The sequence below is a fragment of the Lebetimonas sp. JS138 genome, assembly GCF_000523335.1.
GTDB lineage: Bacteria > Campylobacterota > Campylobacteria > Campylobacterales > Nautiliaceae > Lebetimonas.
Map to the genome: position 1 here is coordinate 1 of NZ_ATHT01000003.1, position 21,436 is coordinate 21,436.

Genomic DNA, 21,436 nt, shown 5'->3' on the forward strand with positions numbered 1-21,436 from the left:
AGATGTGTATAAGAGACAGGATAATAAATGTAAAAGTTACAATCATAGTAGATGCGAAAATTCCAGGAATTCCTACAGCCGCTATGTTTTGAAATGTGATTCTGAATCCGTAAAATATGATAGCGGCCCTAAGCAGGGTTTTTGTTGAAAAATTAATTCCAGGATTCCATTCTTGGGGCAGATGATTTCTCAAGGTATTTGCATAAAAAGCTCCTATAACTATACCTATAATCAAAGGTGAAAGTCCTAAATTTTTAAAAAAAGAAAAACTTGCAATATACCATGCTGCAGTTGAAAACAGCCCCACAAATAAAATTCCGTTTAGTGTATGGGGTAATTGGGTTTTTGTAAACATATAACTCCTTTTTTTTTGTGAAATTATAAATATTTGTTTTAGGTTTAAAAAATTAAAAAAATTTGTTAAAATAATTAAAAAAATTAATGGATAAAAAATGACCCTTAAAGAATTGAATATATTTTACGAACTTTGCAAATATAATTCTCCTAGTGCGGTTGCCAAAAGATTAAATATTTCTCAAAGTGCGGTATCACTTGCATTAAAATCCCTTGAAGAGGATTTGGGAGTTAATTTATTTAACAGAATCGGAAAAAAACTTGTTTTAAATGAATACGGCCGTGTTTTTAAAGAAAAAACATATAAAAATTATACCGAGTTAATAGATGCCAAGCATCTTTTCAATGAAAATAATTTAATAGGAGAAATGAATATTATTGCCAGTAAAACCATAGGAAGTTTTGTTTTACCTGAAATTATTTATAAATTTAAACAAAATTATCCCAAAATTTCAATAAATAAAAAAAATGAAAATTCAAAATTTATTGTTAATTCCATTCTTGAGGGAAAAAGCGATTTTGGTTTTATTGAAAGTGAAATTGAAAATAAAAACATAATCAGAGAAAAAATCGGGGAGGACAGGCTGATAATTGTAAGCAGTGATAAAAAATTAAAAAAAGAATACTTTATAGATGAACTTTTCAATAAAAGATGGATTTTAAGAGAAACTGGTTCCGGTACAAGAGAAATGTTTTTAAATGCAATTTATGATATCGATTTACCTGTTTTTTATGAAACAAACTCAATAAGCGAAATAAAAATGCTTTTAAAAAATCCTGATGTAATAACCTGTATTTCCGAATATGCTGTTAAAGAAGAAATAAAAAGAGGTGAATTATTTAAAATAAAAATAAAGAATTTAAATTTAAAAAGGGATTTTTATCTTGTTTATCATAAAAATAAAATAAAAACCAAAATATTCGAAAAATTTAGTGAATTTATAAAAAAGAATTTAAAGACCATTCAATGAAAAGATTTTTTTTTATTTTAAAAAATTCTTTTAAAGAGCTAATTTTTATGCTCCCTCTTTTTTTAGCAGTAATCGGGCTTGTGGGGCTTTTTCAGGTTTTTGTATCAAAAGATTTATTGGCTTCTTTTTTTAGCGGAAATCCTGTAACGGATACGCTTAGCGGAACTGTTGCGGGGGCTGTGGCCGTGGGGCAGGCGATTGTCAGTTATATTATAGGCGGAGAACTGTTAAAAGAAGGGGTCTCAATGTATGCTGTGAGCTCTTTCATTCTGGCATGGGTAACTCTTGGTATTGTCCAGCTTCCGGCGGAAGCTGAGATTTTAAGTGTTAAATTTACAGTTTACAGAAATCTACTCTCCTTTATTTTTACCATTATTGTTTCTGTGTCTGTTGTATTGACACTAAAGTCAATAAATTGAATTTTCGTGGAATAAAATTTTTAACAAGTGTTATAGTTGTATATACAATTGTTGCTGTTTTCAATTATGATAAATTTGTTTTTGCTTTGGAAAAAAGTGAAAAAATTTTAATAAGAATAATACCGATTTTATTGGTAGTGGTTTTAATAACGGCTATTATAAATTATTTTGTAAGCCCTAAAAAACTGATTAAATATTTTTCAAATAAAAAAATGGGATATTTTATAGCTTTAATTGCGGGTGTTGTTTCCCACGGTCCAATGTACGGATGGTATCCTCTGATTGAAAATTTGATAAAAAAAGGTTTAAATTACGGATATATTGCAACTTTTTTTTATGCAAGGGCTATAAAAGTTCCGCTTCTTCCTGTTATGCTAAATTATTTCGGCTGGAAATTTACTTTTTTTATTTCTTTGTATACACTGATTGCGGCACTGATGGAAGGGCTGATTATTGATAAAATTTTTAAGAATTAAACAGCTTCTTTTTTTAAAATTCTTGAAAAATAATAATGGTTGTTGTAAAAAGTTTTTTTTATTAACTGTTTTTTTATAAGATTTTCAACATTCTGCCATGAGGCATTGGATTTTTTTAAAAATTTCTCAAGTGCGTCTTCTCTTATCGGATGCACTGATGTAATGGCAAGGATGTCTTTTTCAAAATCATTTGTATATGTAAAATTATCTCCTTCGTATTGAACTAAAAGTTCGGTGTTTAACCCGTAATCATTGAAAATTAAATATGCTCTGTTTATATCTTCTTCATCCGGAATTTGAATATTATTTTCTGCCGGAGGTCTTATTGGAATTGAAATATAGGCTTTATTAGGATTTAAAGTTTTTATAAATCCGGCTGTTTTTTTAAGGGATTCTTCATCGTCATTTATGTTTTTTACAAGCATTGTTTCGGTATTTAATAAACCTTTGTATTTTTTTGAAAAATCAATATATCCTTTTTTTATATCTTCAAAATTCAATTTTCCGTGGGGTCTGTCTATTTTTTTCCAGACGGATTTAACTGCGAAATCAACTTTTAAACTGACCCACTCAAATTGCATTAAATCGTTTTGCACATCTTCCCTGTACATTAAAGAACCGTTGGTTATTATTGCAAGTTTTATGTTAAATTCTTTTAAAAGGTTCGCTTCTTTGGCTAGATTTATGTCTAAAGTAGGTTCTCCGTCGGGCACAAATGCAAGATAATCAATTTTTTCGTTTTTTTCTTTTAAAGAAGAAATCCTTTTTTTTGCACTTAAATAAATATCCTCAGGATTATAAAAAGATTTTCTTTCAATGCTCATTTTTAAAGTGTTTCCCAGCTGGCAGTAAATACACGCATATGAACATATTTTTGCAGGAATATTGTTTATTCCCAGACTTCTTCCAAGTCTTCTTGAAGGAACAGGCCCGTATGTCAGTTTGTTTATATCCATTTTTAAGCTTTCAAATTTTTAATATTTAAAATTATAACATAGTATAATTTCATAAAAAAAGAAAAAAATGAAACCGAAATATTCTTTAAAAAACAATTTTTTATATGCAATGGACGGTGCAAAAGAAGTATTTAAAGAAGTTTCTTTCAAAATAGAAATATTCTTTTTTGTTTTGATGAGTGTTGTATTGGTAATACTTCCTTATCCTTTGTGGGCGAAAATATTTATGTTTTCAAGTATGCTTTTCCCGGTTATTGCGGAAATTTTTAACACAGCTATAGAAAAAACGGTCGATTTGGCAAGCGAAGATTTTCATCATTTGGCGAAAAAAGCAAAAGATATTTCCGCATTTGGGGTTTTTGTAAGTGTTTTTATACCTGTTTTTGTCTGGGGAGGGTTTATAATTTATTTTTGGAGTTAAAATGATAAATAAAAATATTGTGGCTTTAGGGTTTGTAAGTTTTTTTACGGATATGGCAAGCAGTATGGTTACTTCTATTTTGCCTCTTTTTATTGTTTACGTTTTAAACGAAGGTGTTGATAAACTGGGATATGTCGTTGCAATTGCAACTTTTGTGTCATATATTTTCAGAATTTTTTTTGGTTTTTTATCCGACAGATATCAGATTGTAAAACCGTTTGTTGTTACAGGTTATATAATTTCGGCCGTTACAAAACCTTTGCTTTATTTTTCACATACTTATAAAAGCATAGCCCTTTTAAGGGCTCTTGAGAGAATGGGAAAGGCGATAAGGGCGGCGAGCAAAGACAGTTTAATCAGCGCTTACAGCGGAGCTAAAAGTGGAAAAAGTTTCGGTTTTCATAAAATGCTTGACGTCGCGGGTGAAATGAGCGGGGCTGTGATTGCTTTTTTGGCTCTTTATTATCTGGGGAAAAATGAAAATATTTTCAGGGATATTTTTGTATTTACATTGATACCGGGAATCATAGCGGTAATAATTGTCGCTTTTTTTGTGAATGACGCCCCGTACAAAAGAAAAAAAACAGAATTTGATTTTTCAAAAGACAGAAAACTTCTTGGAATTTTAGTTATATATTTTCTGTTTATTTTTTTTATGTTTAACGATTCGTTTTTTATAATAAAAGCTAAGGAAGCAGGAATTGATATGGCTTTTATTCCTTTATTTATAGTGCTTTATAATTTTACTCAGACAGTTTCAAGTTATTATTTTGGAATTCAGATAGATAAAATCGGCAGTAAAAGTATTTTGTCTATAGGTTTTGTATTTGGAATTCTTTCTATGCTTATGCTTTTATACAATGAAATTGTTTTAGCTTTTATATTTTTGTATCTTTTTACGGTTTCAAGCTTAAATGCAATAAGGAGTTATATTTCAAAGTTTGCAGTGAATAAATCAACCGTTTATGGTATATTTTACGGAGGTGTCGCAATAAGCGGAGCTCTTGGGGCAGGTGTTATAGGAAATATCTGGCAGTTTTTCGGGGAAATGAAAGCCCTTTATTTTTCCTTAACAGGTTTATGTGTTGTGTTTTTATATTTTATTATAAAGGAGATTTATGTTAAAACCGATAATTGAACATCAAAAAGAGATAAAAGATATTTATAAAAAAATGAAATTTTTAAGGGATAATTTTAATTTGGAAAATCAGGATGCCTTTTATGAAGAATTAATGGATTTAATTAAAGATATAAGAAGTGAATTAGATTATCATTTTAATTTACAGTTTTATTCTGTTACAAATGAAAAAGCTAAAAAATTTGTTTTGAAAAACAAATTAGTAAGGGATATCCTTTTTAGGATGCTGGATTTTATGAAAGCAAAATGTGTGGAAAAAAGTATGGATGCGTTTTTGAAATTTGATGATTTTGAAGAAATTTTAAGGGCTTATTTTAAAAAAGAAAAAGGTCTTTTTATTCAGGAATTAAAATCGGTTTTAGATGAAAAAGAAATAGAAGAAATTGAAAATAATTTGCAAAAATTGATTTAATATGTTAAATTAAATAAAAAAAAGGTTTATTATGAATGATTTTTTTGATGAAAACAAAACACCCAAAGACAAATTTTTTGAAATTGTTTTTAATGCAAATAAAAATTTAGTAATTGACGAATTGGAAGACGTGTTCAAAAGGCTTGCAGCATTGGAAATTTTGGCTGAAGAGAGTTTTGGGGATGAAGTGGATCAAAAAATAAACGAGGTTGTTTTCAATAAATCTGATGAATTTGAAGAGATGCAAAATGATTTGTATATTGATACCATGTCAAAGATTCTGACAAAAAATGAATAAAATTTTTTTATTATTTTTACCTCTTTTTCTTTTGGCTGTGCCTCTCAGATTCCCGCATACTGTTAAATTAAAAAAAGACCAGCTTTTTAAAATGGATGTTTATTATTTAAAGAAAGTTTATCCGTTTGAGATGAGATGGACTTTATATATCAACGATATTATTACCGTTTTATACAGATATGATAATTTTCCAGGACAGGTTGAGCTTCAGCAGGTTTTTTCCCAAAACGCATTTAAAGTTCCCGTTGCCAAAATTCCCGATAATTATCCATATTTTTATATAAAATTTGACGGTTTTAATGGTAAAATTGCAATATTTACAATATATCTGTTTAACGGTAAAAAAGTAAAAGCGGATTTAAAGGAATAAAATGTATTTTGATATTTTAGATGATATGTTTAGGGATTTTGAAGAATATAAAGATATACAAAAAGGAAAAGGCGTCAGGGGTAAACTGATAACAATTATAAACCCTGAGGCTGAAAAACTGGCCGCTGTGGTAGAAGCAGTGCATTTGGCAAGTTTATTGCATGATGATGTGATTGACGAAGCCGACATACGAAGAGGTGTGAAATCCATTAATGCAAAATACGGGGAATTTAGTGCTGTTATGCTTGGGGATATTATTTATTCAAGGGCTTTTTACGAACTTGTTGATTTTGGTGAAAAAATAGCCAAAATTATTTCAAATGCAGTATATTTGCTTTCTCAGGGAGAGCTTGAAGATGTGAAACTCTCAAACAAAATAAACCTTGATAAAAATAAATATATGCAGATGATTTATAAAAAAACAGCTTCATTGATTGAAGCGGCATGCAGGGCGGCTGCACTTACAAAAGGTTTTGATGAAAACGATTTCGGATTGTACGGTAAAAACATAGGGCTTGCTTTTCAGATAGTTGATGATGTTTTGGATATTACCCAGGATGAAAAAACGCTTGGAAAACCAAATATGCATGATTTTAAAGAAGGAAAAACCACGCTTCCTTATATTTATCTGTTTGAAAGATTAAATAATGAAGAAAAAGAAAAATTGGTTTCACTGTTTAAAAAAGATTTAAATGAAAATGAAAAAAACTGGATAAAAGAGAAAATGCAAGAGGATTTGATTATAGAAAAATGTCTGCTGGAAGCCAAAAATTTGGTGGACAGTGCTAAAAAAGCAATTGAAAAATATAATATACAAAAATTAGAAATTCTGGCGGATAAAATTGTAAACAGGTCTAAATAATCTCTTTTAAAAGTTTTTCATAGGCTCTTGATATTTTGTCTTTGGGATATTTTTCCACTACGCTCATTTTATCAACAGCCATTCTCTCGATTCTTTCGTCTTTTGGAATATACGTTTTAAGATACTGTGATTTAGGAAGCTTTAAAATACATTTTATAATTTCCCTGTGCGTGGGCTTTCTTTCAAAGGCGTTTACAAAAAGTTTAATGTTTTTATTTAAATTCTCTTTTACCAGCTGGTTATAAGTCCTTAGTGATAAAATATTGGGAAGAACCGGAACAATTACAATGTCCGAATATTTTACGATGTCTTTTGTAAGGGGGCTTAAAACCGCAGGGGCGTCTATGATTATTATATCATATAAGTTTTTTATGTCCTGAAGTATTGTTTTTATCGAATTTTTATATCTTTCAAGTGAAGTGTCTGCTGGAATTATGTAGATATTGCTGTATTTTGTATTTTTGATTATTTTTTCTACAGGCTTTTTATAAATTTTTCTTTTTTTCGGATTTTTATTAAAAAAATAACTGCTAGCTCCCTGAATGTCTAAGTCCCATAATAAAACTTTACTGTTTTTGGCAGCCGCATATGTTAAATTAACAGATGTTGTGGTTTTGCCCACGCCTCCTTTTATATTATAAATGGCTATAATCAATAAAATCCCCTTTTTAAAAATTAAAAGTATAAAGTGACATTTTTTCATTTTTCAATTTTAACTTTTCACTTGTTAATTGGTATAATATCAAAAAATACCGGGGGTTGTAAATGCAGGAAATTAACATAAATGAAATTAAAAATCCGGAATATGTATTAGTCGGCAATAAAAAAATGAAACTGGATGATTTGATAAATGATTATGTTGAGTTAAAATATTCCAATAAAAAAGCGTTAAAAAAATATTTGCAGGAACAGCAGTTAAAGCCATATCAGGCCGAGCTTATAAAACTGCAAAATTATTTGGAAGAAAATTCTGTAAGAATGGTTGTTTTGTTTGAAGGAAGAGACGCAGCGGGAAAAGGCGGGACTATTAGAAGAATTGTCAGATATATGAACGAAAAACACTACCGTGTGGTTGCCCTTGGTAAACCGAGCGATGTTCAAAAAACCCAATGGTATTTTCAAAGATATGTAGAACAGTTTCCAAGAGGCGGAGAAATGGTATTGTTTGACCGTAGCTGGTACAACAGGGCAATGGTTGAACCCGTTTTTGGATTTTGCACTCAGCAGCAGTATGAAACTTTTATTGAAGAATGCCCTATGTTTGAAAAATCCCTTGTAATGGAAGGGACAATTTTAGTTAAGATATATCTTTCAATTTCAAAAGAAGAACAGGCTAAAAGGTTTGAGAAAAGAAGAAGAGACCCTTTGAGGCAGTGGAAACTAAGTGAAATAGACCTGCAGGCACAGGATAAATGGGATGAATTTACAGAAATGAAATATAAAATGCTAAAAGCAACTCACACGCATTACGCCCCTTGGACTGTTATCAGAAGTGATGATAAGCATTTGGCAAGGTTAAATGCTATGAAAGTAATTTTAAATGCCGTTGATTATAAAGAGCGCAACAATGAACTTAATTATGTGCCTGATGAAGGAATAGTCGTAAGCGGTGCAAGGGAAATTGAGATTATGGAAGCGGACAGAATCAGAAGCGGAAAGTTTGTAAGCTAAATTGAGAGTGAAAGTGTGAAAATGGTGAAAATAGTGAATGGTGAATGGTGAGTGGTGAGTAGCCAAGTTGCCAAGTTCCAAGTTAAAAATTTTTAATAAGGAGAATAAATGGAGTATAATGAGGCAAGAGAAAAATTTGAGAAACTTTTTAATAATGAAATGAGAGAAGATGAAGCAAAAGATTTTTTGATTGAACTCTATAAAAAAGGGGAAAGCCCCAGCGAAATAGCCGCCGCCGCTGATGTTATGAGAGAGCATTCCGTTAAACTCCCTGTGAGTGATGAACTAAGAGACAAATTAATTGATATTGTAGGAACGGGCGGGGATAAATCCAACAGTTTTAATATTTCTTCCACAACAGCCCTTTTAATATCATCTCTTGGAAGTGTTGTGGCAAAACACGGAAACAGAAGCATTACAAGTAAGTCCGGAAGTGCGGATATGCTTGAAGCTTTAGGAATTAATCTTAATCTGACTCCCCAAAATCAGGTAAAAATGTTAGAAGAGGCTCACTTTACATTTATTTTTGCAATAAATCATCATCCGGCAATGAAATATATTATGCCAATTAGAAAAAGTTTGAGTCATAGGACTATTTTTAATATTTTAGGTCCTCTTACCAATCCCGCCGGAGCAAAAAAATATTTGTTAGGAGTTTTTTCTCCCGATTTTGTGGAAAAAATTGCATCAGCCTTAACTCTTATGGATATAAATTCGGCTATGGTTGTAAGCAGTCTTGACGGAATGGATGAAATTTCAGTTGCAGCGCCAACCAAAGCTGTTTATTATAACGGGGTTAAATTAGAGGATTTAACAATCAGACCTGAAAGTTTTGGAATCAACGGGAAAAAAGAAGATTTAGTAGGAGGAGATGCAAAAGAAAATGCAAAAATCACCAGAGGAATTTTAGAAGGAGTTATAAAGGATGCTAAAAGAGAAGCAGTTTTATTAAATGCCGGTGCCGCACTTTTTGTAGACGGAAAAGCAAAATCAATTGAGGAAGGTTTAAATTTGGCTGCCGAAGCGATTGACAGCGGCAGGGCTGTAAAACATCTTAAAAAAATAATAGAAATCAGCAATAAACTAAAATAATGGAAAATGTATAATGGAAAATGGAAAATTTGAGATAAAAACAATTGAAGATTTAAAAAATGTAATTGATTGTATAAAAAATAGTGGTAAAAATATTATTATTTTAAGCGGGACTCTTGGAAGCGGAAAAACCACACTTGTTAAAGAGTTTGTCAAAAGGATGGGTATAAAAGAAAATGCCACTTCCCCCACTTTTGCTATTCAAAATATTTATGAAGGCATAATTTTTCATTATGATTTATACAATAAAGGTGTAAATGAATTTTTAAGTCTCGGGCTTTTGGATGAACTTGAAAAAGAGGGATATCATTTTATCGAATGGGGAGAAGATTTAACCCCTGTTTTGGAAAGTTTCGGAATTGAATATCTTTTTATAAAAATTACGATAGATAATGATAAAAGGCTTTTTGAATGTCAAAACTTATAGCAAAAAATCTTAAAAAATCTTTTAAAAAAAATTTAATTATAAAAGGTGTCAGCATTGAGGCTAAAAGAGGGGAGGTTGTAGGATTACTCGGGCCTAACGGTGCCGGAAAAACAACAACTTTTTATCTAATCTGCGGACTTTTAAAACCTGATAGCGGGGAAGTTATTTATGAAAACAAAGATGTGACAAAACTCCCTTTATATAAAAAAGCCAGGTTAGGTATCGGTTATCTGCCGCAGGAGAGCTCAATTTTCAGGGATTTGAGTGTTGAAGATAATTTATATATTGTTGCGGAAGAATATTATGACAAAAAAGAAAAAGAAAAAGTGGTGGAAGATTTGCTTGAAAAATTCAATATTGAGCCTATAAGAAAAAGAAAAGGTATAAATTTGAGCGGAGGTGAAAGAAGAAGGGTGGAAATAGCAAGGGCTCTTGTCGTAAAACCCAAATTTCTGTTTCTTGATGAGCCTTTTGCCGGGGTGGACCCTGTGAATGTAAATGACATTAAGCATCTGATAACTTTTCTTTCAAAGGAAAATATCGGTATAATTATTACAGACCATAATGTCAGGGAGACGCTTTCAATATGCGACAGGGCCTATGTTTTAAAAGACGGACTTATATTGACTGAGGGCAAAGCCGAAGAAATTGTATCTCATAAAGAAGTCAGAAAAAGCTATTTGGGAGAGGATTTTTCTTTATGAAATTAAAAACAAAAATAACAAATAAACTTTCTACAAAACTGCTGAATTTTTTACCGTTTTTAAAAGCAAGCGTAGATGATTTGTTTGAAGAAATAAATGAAATTTCAAAAGAAAATCCTTTTTTGGAGGTTAAAAACAAAAGATTTATTACAATCAGTAATCTTAAAAATGCCAACACTGACGAAATAGAAGCTTTAACCACTTCTAAATCTACTTTATATGAAACATTGATAAAACAGATAGAAAATTCCCACTTTTTCCCTACACAGAAATCAAAAAGCATTGCTTTAGAAATTATCCAGGATTTAAACAATGAAGGTTATTTTGAAGGTGATATTAAAAAAATAGCGCAAAAAACAGGTGTGGAGCCTGAAAAAGTGGAAAAAATAAGAAAACGTTTTATTTATCTACAGCCCTCAGGTGTAGGTGCAAAAGATATGAAAGAAGCTATGCTTTTTCAGATTGAAACTCTGAATATAGATGAAAAGGTATATAGACTTTCAAAAGCCATAATAAAAGATTTGGAGCATATAGACAGATATGTTGATGAAGATGGTTATGAAGAGAGTTTAAAAGTAATAAAACAGCTTAACATTATTCCTGCGGGTGAATTTTTTAAGGACGAGGAAATTATTCCTGAAATTATAGTTTTAAATAATGACGGAAATCTGGAAATAAAACTAAATGACGAACATTATCCCGAAGTAAATATAAATAAAAAAGAATTAAACAATGAATATGTAAAAGAAAAATTTAAAGAGGCGAGAAATATAGTCGAAGCACTTGAAATGAGAAAGGAGACTTTAAAAAAAATTGCCCTTATGATTGTTGAGATTCAGTATGAATTTTTCTTAGGCGGAGTTATAAAACCCATGAAAATAAAAGATTTGGCTGATGAGTTGGGATATGCGCCTTCCACTATCAGCAGAGCTATTGCAAACAAATATCTTTTATGTGACAAAGGTACAATACCTCTTAAAAATTTTTTTTCTTTCGGCCTGGATGAAGAAATTTCAGCAAGACAGATAAAAGAAGAAATAAAAGAGCTTATTAAAAATGAAAATAAAAGCAAGCCTTTAAGCGACGATAAATTAACGGATATTATAAATGAAAAATATAATCTTAATTTAGTAAGAAGGACTATTTCCAAATACAGGGACGCCCTTGAAATCCCCAGCTCCAGAGAGAGGAAAAAACTTTATAAAATCAATTTAGCTTCTAACAATTAAACTTTCAGGCAGATTGAATTTTTTAATTATTTCAGCCTCTTTTTGTCTCATCTCCCCGTTGTCAATTTCATGATCATATCCAAGCAGGTGCAAAAGCCCGTGGATAAAAAGCAGTGTTATTTCTTCATCAATTGAGTGACCAAAATTAACAGAGCCTTCTTTTGCCTTATCAATTGAAATTACAATACTGCCAAGTGGCATACCGGGAATATTTTCAAGAGGAAAACTTAATACATCTGTGGGTTTATCCAGTTTGCGGTATTCTTTATTTAAAGCTTTAATTTCATTATTATCTGTTAAAATCAGTTCTATATCTTTATCTGTGAGATATTCATAAACCGGTTTTAATTTGTTTATATTAAAATTATAATTACTCCTGTTGTCAAAATCTATCATTATTTTCCTTTTTTTAGTAAAATTATAATAAATAATGTAAATTTTTGATTAAGGCAGTGTTTAATATTAGGAGTAAAAATGAAAAAAGCCGTTGTAATTTTGAGCGGTGGAATGGATTCCACTACAGCTTTGTTTATTGCAAAAAAAGAAGGATATGACATAATACCTGTTCATTTTAATTATGGACAAAGAACCCAAAAAAGGGAATTAAAAGCATTTAACGATATTTGTGAATTTGCAAAAATTACCAATAAGTATATAATTGATTTGCCTTTTTTTACCCAAATCGGGGCAAGCGCCCTTGTGGATACACATCTTGAAGTGCCGACGGAGGGGATAAAACCCGGAATTCCGATTACATATGTTCCGTTTAGAAACGGTATATTTCTTTCAATTGCAGCAGCTATTGCGGAAAAAGAAAAAGCATGCGCCGTTTTTATAGGGGTTGTGGAGGAAGACAGCAGCGGTTATCCGGACTGCAGGGAAGATTTTATAAAAAAAATGCAAAATGCAATTAATGCCGGAACGAAACCTGAAACCGTTATTGAAATTAAAACCCCTTTAATTCATCTAAAAAAAGAAGATATTGTAAAAGAAGCCATTAAAGTCAATGCGCCGCTTGAACTTACCTGGAGCTGCTATAAAAATGAAGAGGAGGCCTGCGGAGTATGCGACAGTTGCAGACTAAGGCTCAAGGGCTTTGAAAAGGCGGGAATAAAAGATCCTATTAAATATAAAACGAGTTTGTAATGGTAAGCAATTTAATATTTAACAAAAAAATAAGAAATAATTTATTTAAACAGTTTTTTAAAGAAATAAAAGAATTTATAGATTTCATTTTTTAAAGGGATAAAATGCAAAAAAAGATAAAAACGGTTGAAACACTTCTTGACGCCCTTCCTTTTATAAAGGAATTTTACGGAAAAACAATTGTTATAAAATACGGCGGTGCGGCTCAGATTGACGAAAGATTAAAAGAGAGTTTTGCCATTGATATTACTATGCTTTATATGGTCGGGATAAAACCTGTTATTGTCCACGGCGGAGGCAAAAGAATTACGGAAATTTTAAACGCCCTGAATGTAAAAACTGAATTTAAAGACGGAATAAGAGTTACTACAAAAGAATCAATAAAAATTGCCGAAATGGTATTAAGCGGTGAAATTAATAAGGAAATAGTGAATATGTTAAATCAGCACGGGGCAAAAGCAATAGGTATAAACGGAAAAGATATGTCTTTTATGAGGGCTAAATCTTTAATGGGATACACCGGAAAAATTACTTCGGTTAACGGGGTTTTTATAAATAAATTGGTTTTGGAAAACTTAATTCCGGTAATTGCGCCGATAGCGGCAGGGGAGAGTGCAACTCATCCGGGATATAATATCAATGCAGATACCGCTGCAAGTGAAATAGCCGCTTCCCTTAAAGCTAAAAAAGTGATATTTTTAACGGATACGCCCGGAGTTTTGGATAAAGAGAAAAATTTAATTTCTTCTCTTACAAAAGAAGAAATAGAAAATTTAAAAAAAGACGGCACAATTGCCGGAGGAATGATTCCAAAAGTTGAAGCTGCACTTGATGCAGTGGAAAAAGGGGTTGAAAAAGCCCATATTATAGATGGGCGAATAGAGCATTCCATTTTGCTTGAATTATTAACAAGCGAAGGAATAGGGACAGAAATTAAAAATTAAGGAGAAATGATGAAATTTTCAGTTAAAAAACCGATTTTTGGATTTGAAAAAATAAACGAAGTGGAACTTCAAAAGATTGATGAAACGTTTGCAGTTTTAAAAGATGTTAAAGGGAATGTTTTATTTACATTGATTAATCCTTTTATTTTAAAAAATAATTTTGATTTTGAAGTGCCAAACGATGTAAAAGTACTTTTGGATTTGAATGAAAATTCTGATATAGAAGTGTTTTGCAATGTTGTAATGAAAGAGCCTATTACAGAAGCGGTTGTTAATTTTAAAGCCCCTTTTATTTTTAATAAATCAAACAAAACCTGTTCCCAGATTATTTTAGATAATGAAGGTTATGCAAAAATAGGAGAATTTATAAAAGAATAATAGTATAATTCCACCAAAAAGGGTGCTTTTGCCTTTATCGAAATTAAATAAAGAACAATTTGTCGCCGCAAGCGCTCCGCTTGGTCATAATTTGGTAATAGCGAGTGCCGGTACGGGAAAAACTTCAACAATTATAGGAAGAATCGCATATCTGCTTCAAAACGGTTTAAAACCGGAAGAAATACTGCTTTTAACCTTTACAAACAAAGCCGCAAATGAAATGAAAGAAAGGGTTTCTCGCTTTATTCCGAGTGCTAAAAATATTGAAGCAGGAACATTTCACGCCGTAAGTTACAGATGGTTAAGGAAATTAAATAAAAATATAGTATTAAAAACACCTAAAGATATGAAGATTTTATTCCGTTCTATTTATGCAAAAAGGGATTTTAACAGAATATTGGGGGAAGAAAAGCCTTACAGCGCCAATTATCTTTTTGAACTTTATTCTATGTTTTTAAATTCAAATGAAGAAAATTTTGAGAATTTTTTAGAAAAAAAAGCACCCAGCCAGCTTGAATATTCAATTGTTTATGAGGATATATTTGAGGAATATGAAGAAATTAAAAAAAAACATAATCTTGTTGATTTTGATTCATTGTTAATATATATGATTAATGAGCTCAAAAACGGAATTGAAAATCCATATACGGAGGTATTGGTTGATGAATACCAGGATACCAATCCCCTACAAAACGAATTTATAGAAAATGTTAAAAAAAATCTTTTTTGTGTCGGGGATTACGACCAGAGTATTTATGCTTTTAACGGAGCGGATATTAATATTATTTCCACGTTTGATGAAAGATATGATGATGCAAAAATTTTTACACTGACGAAAAATTACAGAAGTTACGGGGAAATTTTATCAATTGCAAATAAAGTGATAGCCTATAATCCGAGAGTTTATCCAAAAAGTTTGGAAGTGACAAGGGGATATTCGGGAGAATTTCCAAAAGTATTGATTTATAACGATACGTTTGAGGAATACAGAGACTTAGCAAACAGGATTTTAAATTCCACTACTAAAAAAGACGAAACAGCGGTACTTTTTAGAAACAATTCATCGGCAGATGCAATAGAAGCTATTTTAAGAGAAAAAGGAGTTGAATGCAGGAGAAAAGGCGGGGTCGGTTTTTTTGAATCAAAAGAAATCAAAATAACCCTTGATATGTTATATTTTATTTTAAATCCCAAAGATATTATGTCTTTTATTCATATAGTAGAAAATGCAAAAGGAATAGGAAATTCCATCGCAACCGATTTATTTGAGGCTTTGAGTGTTTTGGGAAACGGAAATGTGATAGAAGGGTTTTTAAAACCGGATTTGAATAAAAAAATATTTACAGCAAAAAAGACATCTTATCAGTTGGGTCTTTTTGATGATTTTATAGAACTGGGGAGTTTAAGCAGATTTAAAAATTTGGGATTTGAGGAAAAATTTTTGGAAAATCCTATTTTAAAACATCCCAAACTTGGAATTGAAGGGGCCGAATTTTTATATAATTTTTATCTGTTTTTAAAAAGAATAAAAATTTTAAAAAACCCACATTCTATTTTTAATGAACTTATTCGTTCCAAAATATTTGATCATATAATTTCAAATTTGGCAAAAGAGCGTTCCCGTGACAAAAACGGAAAAATAGATACAGCTTTGTATGACGAAAAAAAAGATGCAATAAAAAGAAAAGTGGAAATTTTAAAAAATTTACTTAAAAATTATTCATCATTGGAAAAATTTATAAATGCATTGGTGCTCGGGGGAAATGAAATGAGCGAAGGCAGGGGTGTCAATTTATTAACGGTGCATGCAAGTAAAGGATTGGAATTTAAAGAAGTTTATATCGTGGATTTAATGGAAAAAAGATTTCCGAATATCAAACTTTCAAAACCGGCAGGGGGAATTGAAGAAGAAAGACGCCTTTTTTATGTAGCCGTAACAAGGGCGAAAGATAAACTTTTTTTTATGCTGGCAAAAAGAGACAGAATTAAAAATATACAATACGCTCCAAGCAGATTTTTAAGTGAGGCGGGATATAATATAAGTGAGTGGTGAGTGGTGAGAGGTGAGTGGTGAGTGGTGAGTGGTGAGTGGTGAGCCTGCCCGGCCGATTGAAAAGCGGCGGGGTGGTGAGTAAATATGAAAGGAAATAATGAATTATAAAGAAAATAATATAAAAAATATACTGCACGGATTTTTTTTGGCAGTTGCAATGAGCGTGGCCGAGCCTTCGACTATTTTACCTCTTATTGTCCACCATTTTAGCCAGAGTGTTATACTCGTGGGTATTTTTACTTCTCTTTTAAGGGGAGGGGCGATAATTGTTCAGCTTTTTGCGGCTTTTTATGCACAGAGTTATAAAATAGTAATGCCTTATATGAGAGGTGTTTTTTTTGTAAGGTTTTTAAGCTGGTTTTTAATAGGTGTTGTAATTTTATTTATAGGAGATAAAAATCCTTCTCTTACATTGCTGCTTTTCGGAATACTTCTTTTTGTTTTTTCTTTTTCGGCAGGATTTGGGGCTGTGTATTTCAGTGAGATAATAGCAAAAATTTTTAATAAAACCGAGCGCGGTAAATCAATGGCAAACAGACAGTTTTTTTCCGCCGTAGGTGCAATTATTAGCGGCGGGATTGCAGGATGGGTGCTTAATACATTCGAGGCGCCTCAAAGTTACGGATTTCTTTTTATGGTAAGTGCTTTTTTGTTCGGTATAGGTGTTTTTGCATTTTCAACCATAAAAGAACCTGTTAAAGAAAATATAAGAATTAAAGAAGAGAGTTTTTTTAAATTTTTGAAAAATTCATATATTTTTTTAAAAACGGACAAAGCACTTCAAATTCAGATATTAACTATTCTTTTAAGTTATTCTGTTTTATTTGCGCTTCCTTTTGTAATTTTAAAAGCCAAAAGCTCCATACATTTAACCGGCTGGATTGTGGGAAGTTTTGTCACTATACAGATGTTTGGGGCACTTTGCGGCAATATAGTCTGGAAAAAACTGGCCCCTTTTTATAAGAAAATTATTTTATCTTCTTATACATTGGTAATTACGGCTTTTATAATTGCAATGTTTGCTAAAAATATTGTAAGTTATGCTGCTGTTTTCTTTTTAATAGGTTTTGCAATGGACGGGTTTAAAATAAGCGGTATGAATCTGCTTTTTGAAATAGCCCCTGAAGATAAAAGACCCATATATGTGGCAATTCAAAACACAATAACTTCAATAGGGCTCTTTTTTGCCATCCCGGGAGGAATAATCCTTAAATATTTGGGATACAATGTTTTATATATGTTTAGTATTTGTATGCTTTTAATAGGTCTTTTATTTGCAACAAAATTAAAAGCCGAGTAATATATCCTCTATTTTGTCTGAATCGGTAATTTTATATTTTATTGAGAAAATTTCCAGATTATCGAGCATTCCCTCTCCTAAACTTTTTGCAATTAACATTTCAATGCCGAATGATTTTAAATATTTTGGAATTATTTCTCCTGTATGAAGGCCGTTTTCACCGCATTCTTTTTTCTTTATTTTTTCTTTTTTTACAATTTCAAACATAGGGTTTTCTATTAATTTTCTTATATTTGTATCAGTGTCTATTATAAGAAAATATTTACAAAAAGGAATATATTCGCAAATGGTTTTTTCATTTGAAGTAGGAATGGCGATTTTCATTTTTTCCCTTTTTTGATGTTATATTAGCAGCTTTTGTAATTTTTCACAAGCTTTGGTTGCTTTTAGAGGAATATAAATATTTGTTATAGTATTGGTATAAGTTGATTTATCCGGATTTATTTCAATAATTTTAGCACCGTTTTCTTTTGCTAAATAAGGTATCTGACTTGCAGGCATTATTTCCCCTGTTGTTCCGATAATAATCATTAAATTGCACTTTTGGGCAAGTTCTATGGATTTTTCAAATGCTTCTTTTGGTATAGGCTCAGAAAAAAATACGAAATCCGGTTTTAAAATTCCTCCGCATTTTGGACAGAGCGGCGGTAATTTATCCAAAGATATTTTATTTGAATCATATTTTGTTTTACATTTTATGCATTCCAGTTTTTTAGTAGTGCCATGAAATTCAATAACATTTTTGCTTCCTGCATCTTGGTGCAGATTATCTATATTTTGTGTAATTATACCTTTTAGTTTTCCCAAGTTTTCAAGTTTTGCAAAGCAGTAATGGGCAATGTTCGGTTTGGCGTTATACATATAATCGTAAAATATTTCTTTTATGTATTTCCAGCTGATATCAGGATGATTTAAAAAGAAATCCATATCCAAAATTTCAGGATTATATTTACTCCATAAGCCGTTTGGCCCTCTAAACGGCGGAATACCGCTTTCAACAGATATACCCGCACCTGTGAACGCAACTGTGTAATTGGAAGATTGAATTAATTCTGCCGCCTTTTTTAGCATTTTGTCTCCTTATGATATAATTTCTAAAAAAGGATTGATATGCTGAAAGATTTTATCAAAAAAATGACCGAATGGGCTTTGGAAAAAGAAGAAGAAGCTGCAAAAGAATGTACCATACCAATGGAGCAGATTGAAAAAGAGTTAGAAATCTTAAAAGAAAAAAGAGACGAACTTAAACAAAAATGTGAAGAACAGTTAAATGAATTAGATGAACTAATAAAAAGAGTAAATAAAATCAAATCTATAGAAATTTTAAAATGCGTTGCCAAAAAAAATTAAAGTTTTTTGGCTATATCTTTGAGAGCAAGATGTGCATGGTTAAATGCCAAAGCTATACTTCCGGCACTTGTAACAACATCTCCTATTGTATATAATCCTTTTATATTTGTTTCCATTGTTTCGGGGTTATAATGAGGCTCACCCCATTCATTTAGTTTAATTCCGCTGTTTTTTAAAAAATCTACCGGGCTTGTTCCGCCTAAGGCATAAACAACTCTGTCAAAAATTTCGCTTGTAGAATCTTTATAATTTACTTTTACTCTTGGAGGAGTGACATCATCATTTTCCACAGGTTCCACGCTTTCTATATCCACACCAAGTTTTGAATGAATTTTCCCTTCGTTTATATATTTTTCAACCATATCTTTATTTGTAGGGTTCATTCTGGTAATTTTATCTCTTCTGTAATTTAATGTGACATCGCATCCGATATTCATATCCACAAGGCCGTATGCGTACTCCCCGGCTGTATCTCCGCCACCGACTATCAAGACTTTTTCACCAGGTTGTACTTTATCAAGGTTAAAATTAAGTCTTGGTCTTATAGCTCCCGGGAATTTATAAGCCGGTTTATTCGGTTTTCCCATTCTTCCTATTGAAATTATTACATTTTTTGTAAGAATTGCTCCGAGTTCATGGTCTGTCGCAACGGCAAAAATATCATCACATATTTTTTTAACTGCATATACATGGTGATTATAATAAAATCTGCCTTCGATTTTATTCTCTTTTATTTTTTTGTCCATCTGGGCTAAATATTCTTCTTTTGAGCATTCTTCAAAAGTTACGTTTCCGATAAATTCAAATTTTTTACCCTGCCAGTCTTTGTCAACTCTTTTCCCCGGTTTATAGAATTTTCTAATCATGTCGTTATGATTGTCGGCTTTTTCCACAATCATAAATTTATTTATACCCGCAAGTTTTGCTTCTATAGCACTTGCCACACCTCCGGGACCAGCTCCTATAATTATTAAATCATATAATTTATCACATGAATTTTGAGGCATTTATGCTCCTTTTTTTTTCTTTTATTATAACTCAATTGTTTATCAATGTTTCAAATATTCTCAATTATTAATTTTTATGTGTAAAAAAGTAACGGTTTTTAAAAAGTAATATATTTTTAAAAATTTAATGAATAAATATTCATTATTTTACGGGCTTTTTTTATTAAATTTTTAATTATGGTAAAATAATATATAAAAAAGGATTAATATGGAAGAAGTGTTACAAAAAGTAAAAGAAGCAAGCAGAATAACGGCAACCTTAAAAGCGGATATAAAAAGAAAAGTTTTAAAAGAAATGGCTGATGAAATTGAAAAAAACAAAGAAAAAATAATAAATGCAAATAAAAAAGATTTGGAATATGCTCAAAATGCCAAACTTTCAAATGCACTTATTGATAGACTTTTATTGAATGAAAAAAGAATAAAATCAATGGCTGGGGCACTCAGGGATATTGCCAAATTAAAAGACCCTGTGGGAAGAATAATTGACGGTTGGGTTTTGGATAACGGCCTTAGGATTGAAAAAGTAAAAATTCCCATCGGTGTAATAGGTATAATTTATGAATCCCGTCCAAATGTTACAAGCGATGCCGCAGCACTTTGTTTTATGAGCGGAAATGCATGTATTTTAAAAGGCGGAAAAGAGGCTATGCATTCAAATATAATTATTATTGAGCTACTTCAATATGTTTTGGAAAAAAACTCACTTCCAAAAGATGCAATTTCCTTAATACCGGATTACAGCAGGGGAGGGGTCAGCACTCTTATAAAACAGGATAAATTTGTAGATTTAATTATTCCAAGGGGAGGGGAAAAATTAATAAAATTTGTAAGTGAAAATTCAAAAGTTCCAGTAGTCAAACACGATAAAGGTCTGTGTCATGTATATGTCCATAAAGATGCTAAATTGGATGAAGCTATAAATATATGTATAAACGCAAAAGTCCAAAGACCGGGCGTTTGTAACGCAATGGAGACATTATTAGTGGACAAAGAAATTGCAGGAAAATTTTTGCCTAAAATAAAAGAGGCAATGGAAAATGAAGGGGTTGAGCTTAGAGGTTGCGAAATTACATTGGAATATATTGATATAAATAAAGCCACAGAAGAAGACTGGTTTGCAGAATATTTGGATAAAATACTCTCAATCAGAATAGTTGATAATGCAAAAGATGCGATTGAACATATTCAAAAATACGGTTCAGGGCACAGTGACAGTATTATAACAGAAAATTATTCCGTGGCGGAAGAGTTTTTAAACAGGGTTGACAGTGCCTGTGTATATGTGAATGCATCTACCAGATTTACAGACGGGGGTGTTTTCGGATTTGGGGCAGAAGTAGGTATTTCAACAAACAAGCTTCACGCAAGAGGCCCTATGGGGATAGATGATTTAACAACATATAAATATAAAATTTACGGAAACGGGCAGGTTAGGGAATAGTGAAAATGGTGAAA

The 21,436-nt window shown here is 31.4% G+C and carries 28 protein-coding genes; 21 read left to right on the top strand and 7 right to left on the bottom strand.

Annotated elements, in window-relative coordinates:
• Nucleotides 1-355, bottom strand: a 355-nt coding sequence (locus DZ67_RS0108950; protein WP_024791994.1) for a putative sulfate exporter family transporter, incomplete at its 3' end; no start/stop codon positions are given.
• Between the two features lie 97 nt (nucleotides 356-452).
• Between DZ67_RS0108950 and DZ67_RS0108955 the strand changes: the two genes are divergently transcribed.
• From DZ67_RS0108955 to DZ67_RS0108965, 3 genes are read left to right on the top strand one after another with little or no spacing between them, the layout of a single operon-like run.
• Entirely contained in the window at nucleotides 453-1,325 is an 873-nt protein-coding gene (locus DZ67_RS0108955) for a LysR substrate-binding domain-containing protein (protein ID WP_024788290.1), read from the top strand.
• Complete coding sequence (locus tag DZ67_RS0108960; protein WP_024788291.1) at nucleotides 1,322-1,744, top strand: hypothetical protein; 423 nt, start codon at nucleotides 1,322-1,324, stop codon at nucleotides 1,742-1,744. The genes DZ67_RS0108955 and DZ67_RS0108960 overlap by 4 nt, the downstream gene beginning before the upstream one ends.
• Nucleotides 1,741-2,220 (top strand): permease, encoded by a 480-nt coding sequence (locus tag DZ67_RS0108965; RefSeq protein ID WP_024788292.1) that lies wholly within the window; start codon nucleotides 1,741-1,743, stop codon nucleotides 2,218-2,220. Before DZ67_RS0108960 ends, DZ67_RS0108965 begins: the two co-directional genes overlap by 4 nt.
• Here DZ67_RS0108965 and DZ67_RS0108970 read toward each other — a convergent pair.
• Nucleotides 2,217-3,176, bottom strand: coding sequence for a radical SAM protein (locus DZ67_RS0108970; protein WP_035907612.1), 960 nt, complete (start codon nucleotides 3,174-3,176; stop codon nucleotides 2,217-2,219). The two genes, DZ67_RS0108965 and DZ67_RS0108970, sit on opposite strands and share 4 nt — an antisense overlap.
• A 67-nt stretch (nucleotides 3,177-3,243) precedes the next feature.
• Here DZ67_RS0108970 and DZ67_RS0108975 point away from each other — a divergent pair, with 67 nt between their 5' ends.
• From DZ67_RS0108975 to DZ67_RS0109000, 6 genes are read left to right on the top strand one after another with little or no spacing between them, the layout of a single operon-like run.
• Nucleotides 3,244-3,597: a diacylglycerol kinase gene (locus tag DZ67_RS0108975; RefSeq protein WP_024788294.1), complete on the top strand. Its 354-nt coding sequence runs from the start codon at nucleotides 3,244-3,246 to the stop codon at nucleotides 3,595-3,597.
• 1 nt (nucleotide 3,598) lies between these two features.
• Complete coding sequence (locus DZ67_RS0108980; protein ID WP_024791995.1) at nucleotides 3,599-4,735, top strand: MFS transporter; 1,137 nt, start codon at nucleotides 3,599-3,601, stop codon at nucleotides 4,733-4,735.
• Nucleotides 4,716-5,147, top strand: coding sequence for a hypothetical protein (locus tag DZ67_RS0108985; protein WP_024791047.1), 432 nt, complete (start codon nucleotides 4,716-4,718; stop codon nucleotides 5,145-5,147). Before DZ67_RS0108980 ends, DZ67_RS0108985 begins: the two co-directional genes overlap by 20 nt.
• Nucleotides 5,148-5,178: 31 nt before the next feature.
• On the top strand, nucleotides 5,179-5,445 hold the full coding sequence (locus DZ67_RS0108990; RefSeq protein WP_024788297.1) for a DUF2018 family protein: 267 nt from the start codon (nucleotides 5,179-5,181) through the stop codon (nucleotides 5,443-5,445).
• Nucleotides 5,438-5,815, top strand: a complete 378-nt coding sequence (locus tag DZ67_RS0108995) for a hypothetical protein (RefSeq protein ID WP_024788298.1) — start codon at nucleotides 5,438-5,440, stop codon at nucleotides 5,813-5,815. The genes DZ67_RS0108990 and DZ67_RS0108995 overlap by 8 nt, the downstream gene beginning before the upstream one ends.
• A gap of 1 nt (nucleotide 5,816) precedes the next feature.
• Nucleotides 5,817-6,677, top strand: a complete 861-nt coding sequence (locus DZ67_RS0109000) for a polyprenyl synthetase family protein (protein ID WP_024788299.1) — start codon at nucleotides 5,817-5,819, stop codon at nucleotides 6,675-6,677.
• Here DZ67_RS0109000 and DZ67_RS0109005 read toward each other — a convergent pair.
• Nucleotides 6,670-7,332: a ParA family protein gene (locus DZ67_RS0109005; RefSeq protein ID WP_024788300.1), complete on the bottom strand. Its 663-nt coding sequence runs from the start codon at nucleotides 7,330-7,332 to the stop codon at nucleotides 6,670-6,672. The two genes, DZ67_RS0109000 and DZ67_RS0109005, sit on opposite strands and share 8 nt — an antisense overlap.
• 110 nt (nucleotides 7,333-7,442) lie before the next feature.
• Between DZ67_RS0109005 and ppk2 the strand changes: the two genes are divergently transcribed.
• From ppk2 to DZ67_RS0109030, 5 genes are all read left to right on the top strand, one after another.
• Nucleotides 7,443-8,348 carry a polyphosphate kinase 2 gene (ppk2, locus tag DZ67_RS0109010; protein WP_024788301.1) on the top strand — a complete coding sequence of 302 codons (906 nt, stop codon included), beginning with the start codon at nucleotides 7,443-7,445 and terminating at the stop codon, nucleotides 8,346-8,348.
• 108 nt (nucleotides 8,349-8,456) lie between these two features.
• Nucleotides 8,457-9,440 (top strand): anthranilate phosphoribosyltransferase, encoded by a 984-nt coding sequence (gene trpD, locus DZ67_RS0109015; RefSeq protein ID WP_024788302.1) that lies wholly within the window; start codon nucleotides 8,457-8,459, stop codon nucleotides 9,438-9,440.
• Nucleotides 9,441-9,453: 13 nt separating this feature from the next.
• A complete protein-coding gene (gene tsaE, locus DZ67_RS0109020; protein ID WP_024788303.1) occupies nucleotides 9,454-9,867 on the top strand; it encodes a tRNA (adenosine(37)-N6)-threonylcarbamoyltransferase complex ATPase subunit type 1 TsaE in 414 nt (137 codons plus the stop codon).
• The gene (gene lptB / locus DZ67_RS0109025) at nucleotides 9,852-10,571 is read left to right on the top strand and encodes an LPS export ABC transporter ATP-binding protein (RefSeq protein WP_024788304.1); all 720 of its coding nucleotides are present in this window, start codon (nucleotides 9,852-9,854) and stop codon (nucleotides 10,569-10,571) included. Before tsaE ends, lptB begins: the two co-directional genes overlap by 16 nt.
• Nucleotides 10,568-11,800, top strand: coding sequence for an RNA polymerase factor sigma-54 (locus DZ67_RS0109030; RefSeq protein WP_024788305.1), 1,233 nt, complete (start codon nucleotides 10,568-10,570; stop codon nucleotides 11,798-11,800). The genes lptB and DZ67_RS0109030 overlap by 4 nt, the downstream gene beginning before the upstream one ends.
• Here the strand turns inward: DZ67_RS0109030 and ybeY are convergent.
• Complete coding sequence (gene ybeY / locus DZ67_RS0109035) at nucleotides 11,783-12,196, bottom strand: rRNA maturation RNase YbeY (RefSeq protein ID WP_024791048.1); 414 nt, start codon at nucleotides 12,194-12,196, stop codon at nucleotides 11,783-11,785. The genes DZ67_RS0109030 and ybeY overlap by 18 nt on opposite strands.
• A 78-nt stretch (nucleotides 12,197-12,274) precedes the next feature.
• Between ybeY and queC the strand changes: the two genes are divergently transcribed.
• The 5 genes from queC to DZ67_RS0109065 all read left to right on the top strand — a co-directional run bounded on the left by queC (nucleotide 12,275) and on the right by DZ67_RS0109065 (nucleotide 17,621).
• Nucleotides 12,275-12,946, top strand: a complete 672-nt coding sequence (gene queC, locus DZ67_RS0109040) for a 7-cyano-7-deazaguanine synthase QueC (protein WP_024791049.1) — start codon at nucleotides 12,275-12,277, stop codon at nucleotides 12,944-12,946.
• Between the two features lie 104 nt (nucleotides 12,947-13,050).
• Nucleotides 13,051-13,890 carry an acetylglutamate kinase gene (gene argB / locus DZ67_RS0109050; RefSeq protein WP_024788308.1) on the top strand — a complete coding sequence of 280 codons (840 nt, stop codon included), beginning with the start codon at nucleotides 13,051-13,053 and terminating at the stop codon, nucleotides 13,888-13,890.
• 9 nt (nucleotides 13,891-13,899) lie between these two features.
• On the top strand, nucleotides 13,900-14,268 hold the full coding sequence (gene fliW, locus DZ67_RS0109055) for a flagellar assembly protein FliW (RefSeq protein ID WP_024788309.1): 369 nt from the start codon (nucleotides 13,900-13,902) through the stop codon (nucleotides 14,266-14,268).
• A 28-nt stretch (nucleotides 14,269-14,296) separates the two neighbouring features.
• Nucleotides 14,297-16,321: an ATP-dependent helicase gene (locus DZ67_RS0109060; RefSeq protein ID WP_024791050.1), complete on the top strand. Its 2,025-nt coding sequence runs from the start codon at nucleotides 14,297-14,299 to the stop codon at nucleotides 16,319-16,321.
• 97 nt (nucleotides 16,322-16,418) lie between these two features.
• On the top strand, nucleotides 16,419-17,621 hold the full coding sequence (locus tag DZ67_RS0109065; protein ID WP_024788311.1) for an MFS transporter: 1,203 nt from the start codon (nucleotides 16,419-16,421) through the stop codon (nucleotides 17,619-17,621).
• Here DZ67_RS0109065 and DZ67_RS0109070 read toward each other — a convergent pair.
• Both DZ67_RS0109070 and DZ67_RS0109075 read right to left on the bottom strand, forming a co-directional pair.
• Nucleotides 17,607-17,945: a NifB/NifX family molybdenum-iron cluster-binding protein gene (locus DZ67_RS0109070; RefSeq protein WP_024788312.1), complete on the bottom strand. Its 339-nt coding sequence runs from the start codon at nucleotides 17,943-17,945 to the stop codon at nucleotides 17,607-17,609. The genes DZ67_RS0109065 and DZ67_RS0109070 overlap by 15 nt on opposite strands.
• An 18-nt stretch (nucleotides 17,946-17,963) precedes the next feature.
• Nucleotides 17,964-18,692: an SIR2 family NAD-dependent protein deacylase gene (locus DZ67_RS0109075; RefSeq protein ID WP_024788313.1), complete on the bottom strand. Its 729-nt coding sequence runs from the start codon at nucleotides 18,690-18,692 to the stop codon at nucleotides 17,964-17,966.
• A gap of 39 nt (nucleotides 18,693-18,731) precedes the next feature.
• Here DZ67_RS0109075 and DZ67_RS0109080 point away from each other — a divergent pair, with 39 nt between their 5' ends.
• Nucleotides 18,732-18,971, top strand: coding sequence for a hypothetical protein (locus DZ67_RS0109080; protein ID WP_024788314.1), 240 nt, complete (start codon nucleotides 18,732-18,734; stop codon nucleotides 18,969-18,971).
• Here the strand turns inward: DZ67_RS0109080 and DZ67_RS0109085 are convergent.
• Complete coding sequence (locus DZ67_RS0109085; protein ID WP_024788315.1) at nucleotides 18,968-19,978, bottom strand: NAD(P)-binding domain-containing protein; 1,011 nt, start codon at nucleotides 19,976-19,978, stop codon at nucleotides 18,968-18,970. The two genes, DZ67_RS0109080 and DZ67_RS0109085, sit on opposite strands and share 4 nt — an antisense overlap.
• 208 nt (nucleotides 19,979-20,186) lie before the next feature.
• Here DZ67_RS0109085 and DZ67_RS0109090 point away from each other — a divergent pair, with 208 nt between their 5' ends.
• Entirely contained in the window at nucleotides 20,187-21,422 is a 1,236-nt protein-coding gene (locus DZ67_RS0109090; protein WP_024788316.1) for a glutamate-5-semialdehyde dehydrogenase, read from the top strand.
• Nucleotides 21,423-21,436: the final 14 nt, after the last annotated feature.